We start from the raw sequence: 17,066 nt of genomic DNA on the forward strand, positions 1-17,066 counted from the left end.
TAAACTAACTTTTAGGAATATGCATAGAAGGTATGGCTGACTCTCACTCCCACGCAGACGTCTCGGTTTGAGCCGCACACAGGTTTTGAGTTTGTAACGCAAGGGAGACTTCCATCCTTGGAAGTTAAAAGTATTGCGGGGAGGTTATGCGTGGGTGCTGTTCAGAAACTTGCTAAGGAATTGTTTAGTCCGTTCTTCTTGAGGATTGGCAAACAATGCTTTCGCCTCACCTTGTTCCACGATCACGCCCTTGTCGAAAAACACCACGCGGTTGGCGACATCCCGGGCGAACCCCATTTCATGAGTCACGATAACCATGGTGCGCTTCTCCTCGGCCAGACCGCGGATGGTCGCCAGCACTTCACCCACCAGCTCCGGGTCCAGCGCTGAAGTCGGTTCATCGAACAAAATCACTTCCGGCTCCATCGCCAGCGCCCGGGCAATTGCCACGCGCTGTTGCTGGCCACCGGAGAGGCGCCTTGGATAGGCGTCTTCCTTGCCGGCCAGGCCGACCTTGGCCAAGAGCTTCTTACCCAAGGCGACAGCCTCGGCCTGGGGGATTTTTTTCACCACGATGGGCCCTTCGATGACATTTTCCAGGGCGGTGCGATGGGGGAACAGGTTGAAGTTCTGAAACACGAAACCCACGTGCTGGCGCAGGCGGCGCACCAGGCTTTGCTGCTGGTTCAGTGGACGGCTGCCATCGATTTCGATGTCGCCGACCTTGATCCGGCCGCTGGTGGGTTCTTCAAGAAAGTTAAGGCAGCGCAGGAAGGTGGTTTTGCCCGAGCCGCTAGGCCCGATGATCGCCACCACCTCGCCGGCCTTCACCTGCAGGTCGATGCCGTTGAGCACCACCTGACCCTTGAACTGCTTTGTCAGTTTTTCCACGACAATCATTGGGTCAGGACTCCTGGTCGTGCCGATTGACCCGCTCTTCCAACTTGTTCTGCAGGTGCGACAGCACCGTGGCCAGAATCCAGTAGATCAGTGCGGCGGCAAGATACATGGTGAAGATTTCGAAGGTACGAGCGGTGATCAGCTGCGCCTGGCGGAACAGTTCCGGCACCTGGATGGTGGCTGCCAGGGCGGTGTCCTTGACCAGCGAAATGAAGCTGTTGCCCAGTGGCGGCAGGGCCGTGCGCATCGCTTGCGGAAGAATGGCCCGGCGCAAGGTCTGCGCACGGGTCATGCCGATACTCGCGGCGGCTTCCCATTGGCCGCGTTCGATGGAGCTGATCGCGGCCCGCAGGATTTCGCAGGCGTAGGCGGCCATGTTCAGCGAGAAGCCAATCAGGGCCGCTGGCAACGGATCAAGTTCGACACCCAGTTGCGGCAAGCCGTAATAGATCACGAACAGTTGCACCAGCAACGGTGTGCCGCGAAAGAACGACACGTAGATGCGGGCGATCCAGCTCACCAGCTTGAAGCGCGACAAGCGCATCAAGGCCAGGCCAAAGCCCATCAGCAGGCCGAAAAACATGCCGCCCAGGCTCAAGATCACCGTGTAGTACGCACCCTTCAGCAGGAAAGGCGCGGAATCCAGCGCGAGTTGGAAAGCCTCTTCCATTATTTAGTGACGTCAGCGTTGAAGTACTTTTCCGAAAGCTTGGTCAGTGTGCCGTCGGCACGCAGCTTGTCGATCGCCTTGTTCACGGCCGCCAGCAGTTCAGGTTCGCCTTTACGCAGGGCGATACCGGCTTCCTGACGGGAGAACGGTTCACCGGCGGCGGTGGTGTCCTTGGCCTTTTTGGCGTATTCCAGCGCTGCAAGGCGGTCGATCAGGATGGCGTCGATACGACCCACTCGCAGGTCCTGGAACTTGGTCGGATCATCTTCGTAAGTGCGCACGTCGGCGCCCGGTACGTTGGCTTTTACCCACTGTTCGTAGTTGGTGCCCAGGCCCACGCCGACTTTCTTGCCAGCGAGGTCATTGGCGGTTTTGATGGTGTCCTTGTTCTTGGTCAGAACCAGCGCCTGAATCCCGGAAACCGTGTACGGTTCGGAGAAGTCGTACTTCTTCTTGCGCTCTTCGGAAATGGTTACTTGGTTGACCACGGCGTCGAGGCGCTTGGATTCCAGGGCCGCGAGGATCCCGTCCCATTTGGTCGGTTGCAGCTTCACTTTCACGCCCAGTTCTTTGGCCAGGGCTTCGGAGAATTCAACTTCGAAGCCGGCCAGTTTGCCGTCGGCGTCGACGAAACTGAACGGTGGGTAGGTGCCTTCCAGGCCGACGTTGATCACGCCTGCGTCCTTGATTTTTTGCAGTTGCTCACCGGCAACGGCCTGGCCGATCAGGCCGGCGCTCAGCGCCAGGCCCAGCGAACCTACCAGCAGATTTCGACGTAGTACGGAAAAATTCATGACAAGCCCCTGTGGTTTCTTATGGGAAGACGCTTTAGGAAAGTTGGCAAATTCGGGATTGAAGCGACTGCATGATGCTGCCCTGAAGCAGCATATGTGTTTTGCCACAAATTCGCCTGCGGCGCGACTATATGATGACGACGATAGATAATAAAATAATAAATATCGCTTCTTTTATTCGTTAAAAGAATAAGCGGCACACCATTGCAGGAGCTGCCGAAGGCTGCGATCTTTTGATCTTGCAACCCGTTAAAGGAAATCCTTGTAAGCAAACAACGCCGGCGCCCCACCCGTGTGCAGGAAAATGATCGGTCCCTCATCAAAACGCTGCCGGCCAATGCCATCGAGCATTCCAGCCATGGCCTTGCCGGTGTACACCGGGTCCAGCAACAAGCCTTCCTGACTCGCCAGCAGTTTCACGGCCGACAAGGTCCCGGCGTTTGGCTCGCCGTAACGCGGGCCGAAATACTCGTCCCACAGTTGCACTTTGAAGGCTGGTGGCAGGCTCATACCCAACAGCTCTACCGTGCGCTCGGCCAGCCCCTGCACCTTGGGGCGCTGCTCTTCATCGCTGCGCGATACGGTCACCCCGATCACTGGCAAATCCGGCAGTACTTCGCTCAAAGCCAAGGCCAGACCGCTGTGGGTCCCGGCGCTCCCGGAGGCAAGGACCACGGCGGCAAAGGTCAGGCCGGTGTCCTTGATCTGCTCGGCCAACTCAAGGCCGGCGCGCACGTAGCCCAGTGCACCCAAGGCATTCGAACCGCCAATCGGCACTACATATGGGTTCTTGCCATTGTTACGCAGGCGATCTGCCAGGGCCTGCAGTTGGCCGTCGGCATTGTCGAGGTTTTCCACCCGCTCAACCTTGGCGTCGAACAGGTCCAGTAGCAGGCGATTGCCATTGCCCAGGTAATTTTGGTCATCCGTGCCCAGGGGATCTTCCAACAGGGCGACGCAGCCCAGTCCCAGCTTGGCGGCCAGGGCTGCCGTTTGCCGCACGTGATTGGATTGCAGCGCCCCGGCGGTGATCAAGGTATCGGCACCCTGGGACAATGCGTCGGCTGCCAGGTACTCGAGCTTGCGCAGCTTATTGCCGCCCATCGCCAGTGGCGTCAGGTCGTCGCGCTTGACGTAGACATCACGGCCCAGCCAGGTCGAGAGGCGTTCGAGTTTTTCCAGGGGCGTGGGATGGCCGAGCAGGTCGAGGCGGTCAAAACGGGCGAGCTGTTGTTTGATCATGGTTCCGTACTGGCGGAGGAAGGTGTCAGGACTATAGGCAGCCCCAAATCCGTGGGCAACCGTGAATCGCTTATAGCTGAAAGTACTGGGTACAGCACTATTGGTTCTTAATTCGATTTTGAGACCTTGCCGTAAAGTAATTGCCGTCAAGGCGGCCAGACAGTCCGGCCGCCCGAGAGGAGTTTTTACCGTGAGCGAGCGTTCCAGCCATTGGCAGTTGCAGACCATCGTCAGCCAACTGCGTACAGCGCGTGATCAGTGGCGCACCCAGAATGGCCGTGTCAGCGGAGAGCAGGGCGGTCGGGAATTACCTTCCCGGGCGGCCATGGCGGAAATTCTTGAAGCGCTGTGTGGAGCATTGTTCCCGATGCGCCTGGGCCCTGTGGACCTGCGCGAGGAGAGCGAAGACTTCTACGTCGGCCACACCCTGGATGTCGCCCTCAACGCGTTGCTTGCCCAGGCACGCCTCGAACTGCGTTACGCCGCGCGCCACAGTGCGCAGGCCGATACCGAGGTCGAGGCGCGGACGATTCAGATCATCCAGGATTTCGCACTCGCCTTGCCGGGCCTGCGCAGTTTGCTGGACACCGACGTACTGGCGGCTTATCACGGCGACCCGGCGGCACGCAGTGTCGATGAAGTGCTGCTGTGCTATCCCGGCATCCTGGCGGTGATTCACCATCGCCTGGCGCACCATTTGTATCGCGCCGGCTTGCCCCTGCTGGCGCGGATCAGCGCGGAAATCGCGCACTCGGCCACCGGGATCGATATTCACCCTGGTGCGCAGATTGGCCGCAGCTTCTTTATTGATCACGGGACGGGCGTGGTGATTGGCGAGACGGCCATCATTGGCGAGCGCGTGCGGATTTATCAGGCGGTGACGCTAGGCGCCAAGAGGTTTCCGGCGGATGAGGACGGGCAGTTGCAGAAGGGCCATGCCCGGCATCCGATTGTCGAGGATGACGTGGTGATCTATGCCGGTGCGACGATCCTGGGGCGGATAACCATTGGCAAGGGCTCGACCATTGGCGGCAATGTCTGGCTGACTCGCAGTGTGCCGGCGGGGTGCAACCTGACACAGGCGAATCTGCAGCACGACGACGGGACGCAGAAGTAAGGGCTGAAATCCTCAGTGATCTTGCTAACGCCTTCGCGGGCAAGCCACGCTCCCACAGGATTGACGTCGTTCGCGTAATTACCGTACGACACAACTCTGCCTTCGCGGGCAAGCCACGCTCCCACAGGATTGATGTCGTTCGCGTAATTACCGTACGACGTAACTCCTGTGGGAGCGTGGCTTGCCCGCGAAGGATTTCAAGCCGACCGAGATAATGGCATTTATCGCTACTTTCTTGCTGAACGAATACCTGCAGCCCCGCGTCATACCCTTCCTTGAGCTAGCGTACAGACAGTACCGCCGAGCCTTGCGATTAGTCCTTAGCGCCCTATTCATGTTTAACTTGAACGTTCATTCAAGTTAAAACCTTGGTTCGCTGCCCGCTCACAACAGGAGGCTTGCCTTTGCTGAGTCCGATTTTTACAGCCACATCCGCAACCGTTGAGGTGCACGCTTCATGAGTGCATCGTCTCTCCCTCCAAGCGGCCAGGTCCGCATGAATCCGCCGGTGTTCTACTTCGCGGCGACGTTTATCCTGCTGTTTGGCATTGTCGTCATCGCCATGCCTGAACAGGCCGGTGCCTGGCTTCTGGAAGCGCAAAACTGGGCGGCCAACACGGTCGGCTGGTATTACATGCTCGCGATGACCCTGTATCTGGTCTTCGTGGTGGTCACCGCCTTGTCTGGCTACGGCAAGATCAAGCTCGGTGCCGACCACGACGAACCCGAATTCAGTTACCTGTCCTGGGCCGGCATGCTGTTCGCCGCCGGGATCAGCATCACACTGTTCTTCTTTTGCGTGTCCGAACCGCTGACTCACCTGGCGCAACCGCCTCAAGGGGAAGCGGGCACGGCGGATGCCGCACGCCAGGCAATGCAGATTCTGTTCCTGCACTGGGGTCTGCACGGTTGGGGTGTGTTCGCGTTCGTGGGCATGGCGCTGGCTTACTTCGCCTACCGGCATAACCTGCCCCTGGCCTTGCGTTCGGCGCTGTACCCGCTGATTGGCAAGCGCATCAACGGCCCGATCGGCTACGCGGTGGATGGCTTTGGCATCATCGCCACGGTGTTCGGCCTGGGTGCCGACATGGGTTTTGGGGTGTTGCACCTCAATTCCGGCCTCGACTACCTGTTCGGTATCGCCCATACCCAGTGGATTCAGGTCGGCTTGATCACGCTGATGATGGGCGCGGCAATCATCGTTGCGGTGTCCGGCGTCGACAAAGGCGTGCGGGTGATGTCCGATATCAACATGCTGCTGGCCTGCGCGTTGCTGCTGTTTGTGTTGTTCGCCGGTCCTACCCAGCACTTGCTCAATACCTTGATCCAGAACATCGGCGACTATCTCGGCGCCTTGCCGATGAAGAGCTTCGACCTGTACGCCTATGACAAACCAAGCGACTGGCTGGGTGGCTGGACGGTGTTCTACTGGGCCTGGTGGATTGCGTGGTCGCCGTTCGTGGGGCTGTTCATCGCACGGATTTCCCGTGGCCGGACCATCCGCGAGTTCGTCTTTGGCGTATTGCTGATTCCGCTGGGTTTCACCCTGGCGTGGATGTCGATCTTCGGTAACAGCGCGATCGATCAGGTGCTCAATCACGGCATGAGTGCACTGGGCATGTCCGCCATCGACAACCCGTCGATGACGTTGTACCTGCTGCTGGAAACCTATCCGTGGAGCAAGACGGTGATCGCGGTCACCGTGTTCATCAGCTTCGTGTTTTTCGTCACCTCGGCCGACTCCGGCACGGTGGTGCTGTCGACGCTATCGGCCAAGGGGGGCAATCCCGATGAGGATGGCCCGAAATGGCTGCGAGTGTTCTGGGGCGCGATGACGGCGCTGGTGACCAGTGCGTTGCTGTTTTCCGGCAGTATCGATGCGCTCAAGTCAGCGGTGGTGCTGACCTCGCTGCCGTTCTCGCTGATTCTGCTGCTGATGATGTGGGGCCTGCACAAGGCGTTTTACCTGGAGTCGCAGAAGCAGATTGCGCAGCTGCATTCCCTTGCGCCGGTATCCGGCTCGCGGCGTGGCGGATGGCGTCAACGCTTGACTCAGGCCGTGCATTTCCCGTCGCGTGACGAAGTCTATCGCTTCCTTGATACGACGGTGCGCCCGGCGATTGAAGAAGTGACGGCCGTGTTCGTCGAGAAGGGCTTGAGCGTGGTCACTCAACCCGACCCGGCCAACGACAGCGTCAGCCTGGAAATCGGTCATGGCGAGGAGCACCCGTTCATCTATCAAGTGCAGATGCGCGGTTACTTCACCCCGTCCTTCGCCCGGGGTGGCATGGGCTCCAAGCAGCTCAACAATCGCCGTTACTACAGGGCTGAAGTGCATTTGGCCGAGGGCAGTCAGGACTATGATCTGGTCGGCTACACCAAGGAGCAGATCATCAACGACATCCTCGATCAGTACGAGCGGCACATGCAGTTCCTGCATTTGGTACGTTGATCAAACGGTGGTGGCTCAGGCTTGAGTCACCACCATGAACAACACCAATGCCGCCGGCGGAGCGCTGAACACCACACTGCCGACTACCAGGTCCGAGCTCGCGGACTGGCCGGCAGTGACCACGCCGATGGTGCCAGACCTGCCTGCACACCAGCTTAAACCAACCCGCCATTCACCCGCAGAATCTGCCCGTTGACCCAAGCCGAATCCGGCCCCACCAGAAACGACACCACGCGAGCGATGTCCTCCGGTTGCCCCAGGCGCTCCAACGGCGGCATCTTCGCGAAGTTCTGAATCTGCTCTTCGCTCTTCCCGTGCAAAAAAAGTTCGGTCGCCACCGGACCGGGTGCGATCGCGTTAACGCTGATCTGCCGTCCGCGCATCTCCTTGGCGAACACTTGCGTCAGCGATTCCACTGCCGCCTTGCTGGCAATGTACACCGCATAGCCCGGCAGGTTCATGCCGACGGTACTGCTGGAGAAGTTGATAATACGCCCGCCGTCATTCAGGCGAGTGGCCGCTTCACGCAGGGTGTTGAACGTGCCCCGGGCGTGGATATTGAAGGTCTGGTCAAACAGCTCGTCAGTATGTTGGGCCAGCGGCATCACTTTGAGGATGCCGGCGTTATTCACCAGCACATCGACTTTGCCCAACTGCGTTTCGGTCTCGTCGAACAGTTTGCGCACGTCTGCGGCATTGGCCACGTCGGCCTTGATAGCGGTGGCCTGATGACCCGCCTGACGCAGTTCCTCCACCAGTTTTGCAGCTTCGGTGGCACTGCTGGCGTAGTTGATGGCGACAGCGAAACCTTCGCTCGCCAGTTGCCTGGCGATGACGGCGCCGATGCCGCGGGAAGCGCCGGTCACGATGGCAACTTTCGATGTTAGAGAGGTCATGGCGTTGATACCTGCTGATGAAGGTTTTCGTTCGGATCTGGGAGTACAGCAGCTTTACCCTGGTGGCCGAAGACCTGAATCTGCCTCGGGCGACCTTGACCCACACACTGAACCAGTTCGAGGCTTGGCTCGGCACGCGGCTGCTTGAGCGTAGTACACGCAAGGTACGTCCCACCCGGGAGGGCGAGGCGCATTACTTGCGCTGCGCGCAGCTGCGATCTATTTAGCGTATGGCACGCTGTTGCGGTAAGTCACTCAAGCGCTCTCGCGCGCTATCACATGGCATTCCAGCAGGTTCAACCGCTGTAACTCATCTTCGACCGGCAGCACCCCAAGGCTTTCCAATACCCGTGTCGCCGCCAGCACGCCAATCTGCAGCGCCGGGGGCTTGATGGTGCTTAAACTGGGCAGCAGCATTTCGGCAAATGGGTAATCGCCAAATCCGAGCACAGCGCAGTCTTGGGGTATGTTCAACCCGGCTCGCTGTCCTGCCAGCAAACCACCGGCGGCGAGGTTGTCGTTGGCGAAGATGATCGCGTCGGGAGGTGGCGAGGTTCCCATCAGCGCCTCCATCGCCTGCTTTCCGGCTTCGAATGGCGACCGGTCCGCTTCTGGCGCGAACACCCAAGGCTCCAGCCCCAATCCACGAAGTGTGGCGCTATAGCCGTCGCGTCTTTCCAGCGCACTGAAATCCCCGGCCGCGCTGTTCTGCACAAACGCGATCCGTCGGTAGCCTTTTCGGTGCAGATAGCGTGCTGCCGTCACGCCCACCTCAAAGTGAGAAAACCCGATCTGAATCGGTTCGCGCTCTGGCTGATAGTCCCAGGTTTCAATCACCGGGATGTCCGCTTCAGCGATCATCTTTTCAGTGCCCGCACTGTGGAAATGGCTGGTGAGCACCAGCGCTGCCGGCGACCAGCCCAGGAAGGCCCTGACGGCGCTTTCCTCTTGCTCGGCGCTGAAGTAGCTGGACGCCAGTAGCAGTTGATAACCATGGCGGTTGAGGGTGTCGCTGAACCCCTGAATGGTGCTGGCGAAGATGGGGCCGGAGATGTTCGGGATGACCATGCCGACGATTTTCCCCCTGGCAGAGGCCAAGCCTCCAGCGACCAGATTCTGCACGTACCCCAACTCGGCGACTGCAGCGGCAATGCGCTCGCGTCGTTCGGGCGAAACCTGTTCCGGCTGGTTGAAATAACGCGAAACGGTGATTGCCGACACACCTGCCTGCCGCGCCACGGTATTGAGTGTCACCCGCCCGGCGCCACGGCGTTTGCGGGGCTTGTCTGCGCTCAAGTCACCATCCTTATTAAAAACTAAATGGTATATAAAAGTAATTTTTCAGTATTGGACGGTCTATACGCGCCTTGCTGATACTGTTGATGTTAGCGCTAACAAAGCGTTTTGTCTGCTACTCGCTCGAGCGAATGCCCAAGACACATTTCAGGCGCTGTCGTCGCAGAACGGCAGGGGTTCAGGGCATACATTCGAGCGGGCAGACCATGCACAATTTTCCTGGGGCAACACAAAAACTGGCGCAATCCATTAGTGCCGCGGGCTGGTTACTTTCCGGGTTGGCCGCATTGCCGCTGCCCACTGCATTCGCCGCTGATAGCGCCGATCAGGAACCGACGCTCAAATCCGTCACGGTCACTGCCACCCGCCGTGAAGAATCACTGCAAAAAGTCCCTGTTGCAGTGTCGGTAATCGACGGCGAGCAGCTTGAACGCGACAACCGCAACGGCGTGGCGGGTATCGTCCAGCAGGTGCCGTCGCTGAACTTTCGTGCTGGCGCGTCGAACAAGGACACCTCATTGTTCGTTCGCGGTGTCGGCACGATTTCCACGTCGCCCGGCGTCGAACCGACCGTCGCCACGGTGATCGATGGCGTGGTCTACGCCCGTCCGGGCCAGTCGACCCTCGACCTCCTCGATCTGGAGCGCGTCGAAGTGCTGCGCGGTCCGCAAGGCACGCTGTTCGGCAAGAATGCGTCTGCCGGCGTGCTCAACATCACCAGCAAGGCGCCGACCGCCGAGACCCACGGCTATATCGATCAGTCCTACTACACCGGCAACGAAAGCCGCACCCGTTTCGGCCTCGGCGGCAGCTTGATTCCAGATACGCTGAAGGGCTCGATCTCGACACTGTTCGGCAGCTACGACGGTAACGTCGACAACGAGCGCAACGGTCAGGAGGTCAACGGTTACAACCACAAGGGCGCCCGCGGCAAACTGGAGTTCACGCCCAACGATGACCTGACATTCACCTTCATCGCCGACTTCATGCAGTCCCACGACGATGCACCGAACGGTGTGGTCAGCGAGTCGCTGACGCCGGCATTCGCCAACGCCTTGAACCCGGTGCGCGGGTCCAGTGACAACCGCAAGATCAACACCGACACGCGCACCCATGTCGAGGACATCAACAAGGGCCTGTCCGGCCAGCTCGACTGGCAGCTGGGCGATTACACCCTGACTTCGATCACCGCATGGCGCGGCTGGGACAACACCCAGTATCAGGATGGCGATCGCCTGAGCACCATCACCGCAGCGTTCCCCGGCACCGCCGACAAGGGCGACCTGGCATTCGATCAGTATTCACAGGAGCTGCGCCTGGCTTCACCGAAAGGCGAGTTTCTCGAGTACGTCGGTGGGCTGTTCTACATGCACGGCAAGGACGAGGAAACCTATCAGCGGACGCTGATCACGCCCACCAGCGTCAATCGTGGTGTCGCCGATTACAGCACAACAAGCGACAGCTACGCGGTGTTCGGTGAAAGTACGCTCAACTTCACCTCGAACTTGCGTGGCATCGCCGGCTTGCGCTGGACGCATGACGATCTGGAATACGATCACCGTCGGGTCTCCACATCGGCAACCACTGTCAGCGGCATTCAACCTGCGACCAGCAGTTCGGGGGCGGTGGATGAGGATGGCTGGTCCGGTCGGCTCGGCGTGCAGTACGACTTGAGCGATGCAGTCACCATCTACCTGACGTACTCGCGCGGCTATAAAGGCCCGGCTTACAACGTGTTCTTCAATATGCAGCCGCGTGATACGGACGCGCTCAAACCGGAAACCTCCAACAATTGGGAGCTGGGGATCAAAGCCACTTCCTGGAACAATCGCCTGACCACCAACCTCGCGATCTTCCACAGTGATTACGACAACTACCAGGCGAACTTTTTCGACACCGTTGCCGGCCAGGTTGTCACTCGCCTGATCAACGCCGGCAGTGTCAGCACCGAAGGCGTAGAACTCGATTATTCGTTGCAAGCTACCCAGCAACTGAAGTTCTCCGGTGCCCTGGCCTACACCCGCGCGCGCATCGACGAGTTCGCCTGCCCGACCGGCGCAGCGGCATCGTGCAACGTCAATGGCAAGCCGCTGCCGTTCAGTCCGGACTGGAAAAGCTACGTGCGCGCCGATTACACGATTGCGTTGGATAACGGCCTGGATATCGAACTGGGCACCGACTACAGCTGGCAGAGCGAAGTGCAGTACGACATCAGCCAGAATCCTGACACCAAACAGGGTGCCTACGGAATCTGGAATGCCAGCGTGGCCCTGGCGGATTACAGCAACGGCTGGCGCGTGGCGCTGTTGGGCAAGAACCTGGCGGACAAATCCTATTCAACGGCCCTGGCCAGTGGCGGCAGCTACATCTACCGTGCGGTGCCACGCGACGACGAACGCTACTTTGGTGTGCAACTGCGCAAGGATTTTTGAACATGACCCGTCAACTCAAGCTGGGTGCATTTTTGATGGCCGGCGGGCACCACGTCGCGGCCTGGCGTCACCCTGACGTGCCGGCCAATGCCGGGCTGGATTTTGCCCATTACAAGCGGTTGGCGCAAATTGCCGAGACGGCGAAGTTTGACGCGTTGTTCGTCGCTGACAGCGTCGCCGCACCCGGCGGTGAGATTGCCAGCCGCATGGCGCGCTCGGATGGCTTCGAGCCGTTGACGCTGCTGTCGGCGCTGAGTGCCGTAACCGAACACATCGGCCTGATTGCCACGGCTACCACCAGCTACAACGAGCCCTATCACGTGGCACGTAAATTTGCCTCGCTGGACCACCTGTCCGGCGGGCGAGCAGGGTGGAATCTGGTGACCTCGGACAACGCAGCCGAAGCGCACAATTTTGGCCGGGAGCAACACATGGGACACACTGAACGCTACAGCCGCGCCCGTGAATTTCATCAAGTGGTGACAGGGCTTTGGGACAGTTGGGAGGACGACGCTTTTATCCGCGACAAGGCCAGCGGTGCGTATTACGACCCGGCCAAGTTGCACGTGCTGGATCATGACGGTGAACACTTTCGGGTTAAAGGCCCGTTGAACGTGGCTCGCTCACCGCAAGGGCAGCCAGTGATTGTGCAGGCTGGGTCTTCTGAAGTCGGCCGTGAACTGGCGGCGCAGACGGCGGAAGTGGTGTTCACCGCGCAAACCTCGCTGGCCAGTGCCCAGGCGTTTTATGCGGATCTCAAGCGGCGCTTGCCGCGCTATGGTCGCAGCGCCGATGCCTTGAAAATCATGCCCGGTGTTTTTGTGGTCGTCGGGCGAACCGAACATGAGGCGCAGGAAAAAAATGAAACGTTTCAGCAATTAGTCGATCCAGAGGTTGGCGTCGCATTACTTGGGCGTATGCTGGGCAACTTCGACTTGTCGAAGTACCCATTGGACAGCCCGTTGCCAGACTTGCCGCTGACCGAAAGCGGCCAGCAAAGCCGACAGAAATTGCTGACGGAACTGGCAGGCCGGGAAAACCTCAGCCTTGCCGAACTGGGCCGAAAGATTGCCGGTGGTCGTGGGCATTACACCGTGATTGGCACGCCGGAGCAGATTGCCGACCGATTGCAGGAGTGGTTCGAACAGGGCGCGGCGGATGGCTTCAATGTGCTGGTGCCGCATCTGCCGGGCGGGCTGGAGGATTTTGCCAACGGCGTGGTGCCGGAACTGCAACGGCGCGGGTTGTTCAGAACAGAGTACGAAGGTCGCACGTTGCGCGAGAACCTTGGGCTGGCTCGGCCAGGCAATAGATTTGTGTAGACGCATGGTACGGATGTTTGTGGCGACGATTCGACAAGCCCCCCGCCACAAAGCAAGTGTCCGACTTTAGTAAGCTGCTCCTTGAACAAGAGAGGATTCGATGACTTACACCGCTGCTGAAAACCGTTACGAAACCATCCCATACCGCCGCGTAGGCCGCAGCGGGCTGGTGCTGCCGGCGTTGTCGCTGGGCCTGTGGCACAACTTCGGCGACAGCACGCCGATCGACACCCAGCGCTCGTTGTTGCGCACGGCGTTTGACCTGGGCATCAACCACTTCGACCTGGCTAACAACTATGGCCCGCCCTACGGCAGTGCCGAGATCAACTTCGGTCGTTTGCTGCGTGAAGACTTCAAGCAGTACCGCGACGAACTGATCATCTCGAGCAAGGCCGGCTGGGACATGTGGCCCGGCCCCTATGGCCAGGGCGGAGGGTCGCGCAAGTATGTGCTGGCCAGCCTCGACCAGAGCTTGCAGCGCTTGGGCCTGGACTACGTTGATATCTTCTACTCGCACCGTTTCGACCCGGACACGCCACTGGAAGAAACTGCCAGCGCACTGGCAACAGCGGTGCAGCAAGGCAAGGCCCTGTACATTGGCATCTCGTCCTATTCCGGGGTGAAAACCCGCGAAATGGCCGAACTGTTGAAAGAATGGAAAGTGCCGCTGCTGATCCATCAACCGGCTTATAACTTGCTCAATCGCTGGGTGGAAAAGGACCTGCTGGATACCACCGACGAGCTCGGCACCGGGGTGATCGCCTTCACGCCGCTGGCCCAGGGTCTGCTGACTGACAAGTACCTCAACGGCGTCCCGGCGGATGCGCGGGTGAATCGTCCGGGGGGTGGCTCGTTGCAGGCCTCGCATTTGTCTGAAGCCAACATCGCTCATGTGCGCGCGCTGAACGAAATTGCCAAGCGTCGTGGCCAGAGCCTCGCGCAGTTGGCACTGGCCTGGACACTGCGTGACCCGCGGGTGACTTCGGCGCTGATCGGTGCAAGCCGGCCGGAGCAGATTATCGAGAACGTCGGGGCGTTGAAAAATCTGAGTTTCAGTGCTGAAGAGTTGGCGGAGATCGACCGGTTTGCCCAGGAAGGCGGGATCAATCTCTGGGAGAAGCCTTCGACGGCTGAGTAAGCGTCAGGCGTCAGGTTATCTGGCGCCGGTTAGATCGCCTTCGCGAGCAAGCCCGCTCCCACAGTCAGGTCTGTGCATGGCATGGACTCCTGTGGGAGCGGGCTTGCCCGCGAAGGGGCCATCAAATTCGCGACAAAAACTAGGCAACTACCGAAAGAACGGAACATCCCCCAGCACCGTAGCCCGCTGCATCACCCGCCGCGCCGGTCGGTAATCGTCTACCGCGTAATGCTGCGTCACGCGGTTATCCCAGAACGCCACGTCGTCCTTCTGCCACCGCCAGCGAATGGTGAACTCCGGGCGAGTGGCATGGGCGAACAGCAGTTTCAGCACCGCCTCGCTTTCGGTGTCTGACAGCTCGTTGATCTTCGAGGTGAAGCCCTCGTTGACGAACAGTGACCGACGCCCGCTCGCCGGGTGCGTGCGAACCACCGGGTGCGATAACGGCGGGTTCTTGCGTCGGGCCTCTTCCCATTGGGCGAACGCGTCAGGGGTGTTGCCATAGCGCTCCACCGGGAATGACCGGGTGAAGTCGTGAGTGGCTGTCAGCCCTTCGAGCATGGATTTCATGGGGGCGGACAGCGCCTCGTAGGCTGCAATGCCACTGGCCCACAAGGTGTCGCCGCCAAACTCGGGCAGCAGCTTGGCACTGAGCACCGCGCCCATTGCCGGGGTGGGCAGGAAGGTCACGTCGGTGTGCCAGATAGCGTTGTCGCGCACGTCAGTGACGGCGGTATCAAGGATCAGCACCTCCGGCTGTTCCGGCACATTGGGGTAGATCGGATGAATGTGCAGGTCGCCGAAATACGCGGCGAATCGTGCCTGTTGTTGTGGCGTGATCGGTTGGTCGCGGAAGAACAGCACCTGGTGCTTGAGCAATGCCTGCTCAATAGCGTCGCGTTGTTCCGGAGTCAGTGGCTGGCTCACGTCGACACCGCTGATCTGCGCGCCGAGGGCCGAGCTTAAAGGGACTATTGTCAGGTTACTCATCGTGATTCTCTTCAATTCTGAGTGTCGTCTATGTTTGGTGAACGACACGGCACCTGTAGGCGCTGTCGGAGGCTGCGATCTTTTGATGTTGTTTTTTAGACGCAAGATCAAAAGATCGCAGCCTCGGTTCCCTCGACAGCTCATACAGGGCTGGGTCCAAAAAGGGGTATTCAAATTTTTCAGTGGGCCTGGCCGTGCCACGGCACCAGCTTGCGTTGCAGGGCGCGCAGGCCCATTTCCATGGCGAAGGCGATCAGCGCGATAACCAGGATCCCGAGTACCACCACGTCAGTGACCAGGAACTGCGCGGCCGACTGCACCATGAAGCCCAAACCGCTGGTGGCGGCGATCAGCTCGGCGGCGACCAGCGTCGACCAGCCAACCCCCAGGCCAATGCGCACGCCGGTCAGGATGTCCGGCAACGCGCTCGGCAGAATCACATGGCGAATCAGCTGCGCGCGGGTAGCGCCCAGTGACTGTGCGGCACGCAATTTGGCCGGATCGACGGTGCGCACGCCGGTGGCGGTGGCAATGGCAATCGGGGCGAAGATCGCCAGGTAGATCAGCAGGACTTTGGACAGCTCACCGATGCCGCACCAGATCACGATCAGTGGCAGATACGCCAGCGGTGGGATAGGGCGGTAAAACTCGATCAGCGGATCGAGAATGCCACGGGCGATGCGGTTGTGACCGATGGCGATACCCACCGGAACGGCGGTCAGCACGGCAAAGCCCAGGCCCAGGCCGATACGGCTGAGGCTCGCGCCCAAATGCTGCCACAACGTCGAGTCCATGTAGCCGGTGGTTACCAGCAACCAGCCCTTCTGCAGGACGGCCGACGGTGGTGGCAGGAACAGCGGCTCGATCATGCCGGTTGCCGTCACAGCCCACCAAAGCGCTACCAGTGCGACCATTGTCAGGACGCTGATCCAGCGTGTGCTCAAGCTGCGCCGTACGGGAATCACCGTTGAAGCGGTTTTTACCGTAACGGCAGGAATTTCGTAGCTGCTCATGCGCGCTCCTGCCGTTGTGCGGCGCTGCGTTGGGAGAACACCTTGGCGAGCACGTGTTCGCGGGTTTCGATAAAGCGTGGGTCGGATTTGATCGCCCGTGCCGACTCGCCGGCGGCGTAACGCTGACCGAAGTCCAGGCTCAGGCGCTCGACGATTTGCCCCGGATTTGGCGCCAGCAGAATCAGGTCTGTGGCGAGGAATACGGCTTCCTCAATGTCGTGGGTAATCAGGAATACTGGTTTGGCGGTGCGCTGCCAGACTTGCAGCAGCAGTTCCTGCATCTGTTCGCGGGTGAACGCATCGAGCGCGCCGAAGGGTTCGTCCATCAGCAGTACCCGCGGGTCGGCCGCCAGCGCACGGGCCAGGCCGACACGCTGTTTCTGGCCGCCCGAAAGCTGCCAGATGCGCCGGTGTTCGAAACCGGAAAGGTCCACCAGCGTGAGCATTTCCCGCGCACGGATTTCGCGCTTGTCTTTCGAGACGCCTGCCAGTTCCAGGCCGAAGCCGACGTTAGCCAGCACGTCCTGCCAAGGCAGCAGGGCGTCGTCCTGAAACACTACGCCGCGTTCGGCGCTCGGTCCCTTAACGGGCACGCCGTCGAGGGTGATGCGCCCTGCGCTGGGCTCGACGAAACCGGCAATCAGGTTCAACAGCGAAGTCTTGCCACTGCCGGACGGGCCTAGAGCCACCAGCAACTGCTGAGGCCCGAGGCTCAAGGAAATATCCGCCAGTACCGGTTCGGCGGCGCCGGGGTACTGTGCGCTGATGCGCTCCAGCTGTAGCAAGGCCATCGCGATGAGCTCC

General features: G+C 59.9%; 14 protein-coding genes and 1 pseudogene. 6 read left to right on the forward strand and 9 right to left on the reverse strand.

Going from position 1 to position 17,066, the window contains the following annotated elements; genetic code table 11:
* Positions 1 to 144: 144 nt before the first annotated feature.
* The 4 genes from tcyN to EQV97_RS15560 form a co-directional block, all read right to left on the reverse strand.
* Positions 145 to 900 (reverse strand): L-cystine ABC transporter ATP-binding protein TcyN, encoded by a 756-nt coding sequence (gene tcyN / locus EQV97_RS15545; protein WP_240889210.1) that lies wholly within the window; start codon positions 898 to 900, stop codon positions 145 to 147.
* A gap of 4 nt (positions 901 to 904) precedes the next feature.
* Positions 905 to 1,570 (reverse strand): cystine ABC transporter permease, encoded by a 666-nt coding sequence (gene tcyL, locus EQV97_RS15550; protein ID WP_122840762.1) that lies wholly within the window; start codon positions 1,568 to 1,570, stop codon positions 905 to 907.
* Positions 1,570 to 2,364 (reverse strand): cystine ABC transporter substrate-binding protein, encoded by a 795-nt coding sequence (gene tcyJ, locus EQV97_RS15555; protein ID WP_045061303.1) that lies wholly within the window; start codon positions 2,362 to 2,364, stop codon positions 1,570 to 1,572. Before tcyJ ends, tcyL begins: the two co-directional genes overlap by 1 nt.
* A gap of 249 nt (positions 2,365 to 2,613) precedes the next feature.
* Positions 2,614 to 3,606 carry a D-cysteine desulfhydrase gene (locus EQV97_RS15560; RefSeq protein ID WP_201148530.1) on the reverse strand — a complete coding sequence of 331 codons (993 nt, stop codon included), beginning with the start codon at positions 3,604 to 3,606 and terminating at the stop codon, positions 2,614 to 2,616.
* 190 nt (positions 3,607 to 3,796) lie between these two features.
* On the opposite strand from EQV97_RS15560, the gene epsC reads away from it, so the two are divergent.
* Together epsC and betT are read left to right on the forward strand one after the other, a co-directional pair.
* The gene (gene epsC / locus EQV97_RS15565; protein WP_045061305.1) at positions 3,797 to 4,723 is read left to right on the forward strand and encodes a serine O-acetyltransferase EpsC; all 927 of its coding nucleotides are present in this window, start codon (positions 3,797 to 3,799) and stop codon (positions 4,721 to 4,723) included.
* A 496-nt stretch (positions 4,724 to 5,219) separates the two neighbouring features.
* Complete coding sequence (gene betT, locus EQV97_RS15570; protein WP_163019513.1) at positions 5,220 to 7,175, forward strand: choline transporter BetT; 1,956 nt, start codon at positions 5,220 to 5,222, stop codon at positions 7,173 to 7,175.
* 155 nt (positions 7,176 to 7,330) lie between these two features.
* Here betT and EQV97_RS15575 read toward each other — a convergent pair whose 3' ends face one another.
* Positions 7,331 to 8,071: an SDR family oxidoreductase gene (locus EQV97_RS15575; RefSeq protein ID WP_240889211.1), complete on the reverse strand. Its 741-nt coding sequence runs from the start codon at positions 8,069 to 8,071 to the stop codon at positions 7,331 to 7,333.
* A gap of 17 nt (positions 8,072 to 8,088) precedes the next feature.
* Here EQV97_RS15575 and EQV97_RS15580 point away from each other — a divergent pair.
* Positions 8,089 to 8,286: pseudogene (locus EQV97_RS15580) on the forward strand (LysR family transcriptional regulator); the annotation flags it as partial.
* A gap of 40 nt (positions 8,287 to 8,326) precedes the next feature.
* Here the strand turns inward: EQV97_RS15580 and EQV97_RS15585 are convergent.
* Complete coding sequence (locus EQV97_RS15585; RefSeq protein ID WP_240889212.1) at positions 8,327 to 9,367, reverse strand: LacI family DNA-binding transcriptional regulator; 1,041 nt, start codon at positions 9,365 to 9,367, stop codon at positions 8,327 to 8,329.
* Between the two features lie 206 nt (positions 9,368 to 9,573).
* Here EQV97_RS15585 and EQV97_RS15590 point away from each other — a divergent pair, with 206 nt between their 5' ends.
* The 3 genes from EQV97_RS15590 to mgrA all read left to right on the forward strand — a co-directional run bounded on the left by EQV97_RS15590 (position 9,574) and on the right by mgrA (position 14,259).
* Positions 9,574 to 11,799: a TonB-dependent receptor gene (locus EQV97_RS15590; RefSeq protein WP_240889213.1), complete on the forward strand. Its 2,226-nt coding sequence runs from the start codon at positions 9,574 to 9,576 to the stop codon at positions 11,797 to 11,799.
* A 2-nt stretch (positions 11,800 to 11,801) separates the two neighbouring features.
* On the forward strand, positions 11,802 to 13,121 hold the full coding sequence (locus EQV97_RS15595) for an LLM class flavin-dependent oxidoreductase (protein ID WP_240889214.1): 1,320 nt from the start codon (positions 11,802 to 11,804) through the stop codon (positions 13,119 to 13,121).
* 100 nt (positions 13,122 to 13,221) lie between these two features.
* Positions 13,222 to 14,259, forward strand: coding sequence for an L-glyceraldehyde 3-phosphate reductase (gene mgrA, locus EQV97_RS15600; RefSeq protein ID WP_240889215.1), 1,038 nt, complete (start codon positions 13,222 to 13,224; stop codon positions 14,257 to 14,259).
* A gap of 147 nt (positions 14,260 to 14,406) precedes the next feature.
* Here the strand turns inward: mgrA and tauD are convergent, their stop codons facing one another.
* The 3 genes from tauD to tauB form a co-directional block, all read right to left on the reverse strand.
* On the reverse strand, positions 14,407 to 15,249 hold the full coding sequence (gene tauD, locus EQV97_RS15605) for a taurine dioxygenase (RefSeq protein ID WP_205893595.1): 843 nt from the start codon (positions 15,247 to 15,249) through the stop codon (positions 14,407 to 14,409).
* 179 nt (positions 15,250 to 15,428) lie between these two features.
* Positions 15,429 to 16,262 (reverse strand): taurine ABC transporter permease TauC, encoded by an 834-nt coding sequence (tauC, locus tag EQV97_RS15610; protein WP_240889216.1) that lies wholly within the window; start codon positions 16,260 to 16,262, stop codon positions 15,429 to 15,431.
* A complete protein-coding gene (gene tauB, locus EQV97_RS15615; protein ID WP_122840755.1) occupies positions 16,259 to 17,053 on the reverse strand; it encodes a taurine ABC transporter ATP-binding subunit in 795 nt (264 codons plus the stop codon). Before tauB ends, tauC begins: the two co-directional genes overlap by 4 nt.
* Positions 17,054 to 17,066: the final 13 nt, after the last annotated feature.

It is taken from the genome of Pseudomonas sp. TMW22090 (genome assembly GCF_022496665.1).
Taxonomy (GTDB): domain Bacteria; phylum Pseudomonadota; class Gammaproteobacteria; order Pseudomonadales; family Pseudomonadaceae; genus Aquipseudomonas; species Aquipseudomonas gregormendelii.

What these genes read in the sequence shown, in the direction of transcription:
- tcyN (WP_240889210.1), bottom strand. Translation starts at nt 900, where the DNA reads ATGATTGTCGTGGAAAAACTGACAAAGCAGTTCAAGGGTCAGGTGGTG.
- tcyL (WP_122840762.1), bottom strand. Translation starts at nt 1,570, where the DNA reads ATGGAAGAGGCTTTCCAACTCGCGCTGGATTCCGCGCCTTTCCTGCTG.
- tcyJ (WP_045061303.1), bottom strand. Translation starts at nt 2,364, where the DNA reads ATGAATTTTTCCGTACTACGTCGAAATCTGCTGGTAGGTTCGCTGGGC.
- EQV97_RS15560 (WP_201148530.1), bottom strand. Translation starts at nt 3,606, where the DNA reads ATGATCAAACAACAGCTCGCCCGTTTTGACCGCCTCGACCTGCTCGGC.
- betT (WP_163019513.1), top strand. Translation starts at nt 5,220, where the DNA reads ATGAATCCGCCGGTGTTCTACTTCGCGGCGACGTTTATCCTGCTGTTT.
- EQV97_RS15575 (WP_240889211.1), bottom strand. Translation starts at nt 8,071, where the DNA reads ATGACCTCTCTAACATCGAAAGTTGCCATCGTGACCGGCGCTTCCCGC.
- EQV97_RS15590 (WP_240889213.1), top strand. Translation starts at nt 9,574, where the DNA reads ATGCACAATTTTCCTGGGGCAACACAAAAACTGGCGCAATCCATTAGT.
- EQV97_RS15595 (WP_240889214.1), top strand. Translation starts at nt 11,802, where the DNA reads ATGACCCGTCAACTCAAGCTGGGTGCATTTTTGATGGCCGGCGGGCAC.
- mgrA (WP_240889215.1), top strand. Translation starts at nt 13,222, where the DNA reads ATGACTTACACCGCTGCTGAAAACCGTTACGAAACCATCCCATACCGC.
- tauD (WP_205893595.1), bottom strand. Translation starts at nt 15,249, where the DNA reads ATGAGTAACCTGACAATAGTCCCTTTAAGCTCGGCCCTCGGCGCGCAG.
- tauC (WP_240889216.1), bottom strand. Translation starts at nt 16,262, where the DNA reads ATGAGCAGCTACGAAATTCCTGCCGTTACGGTAAAAACCGCTTCAACG.
- tauB (WP_122840755.1), bottom strand. Translation starts at nt 17,053, where the DNA reads ATGGCCTTGCTACAGCTGGAGCGCATCAGCGCACAGTACCCCGGCGCC.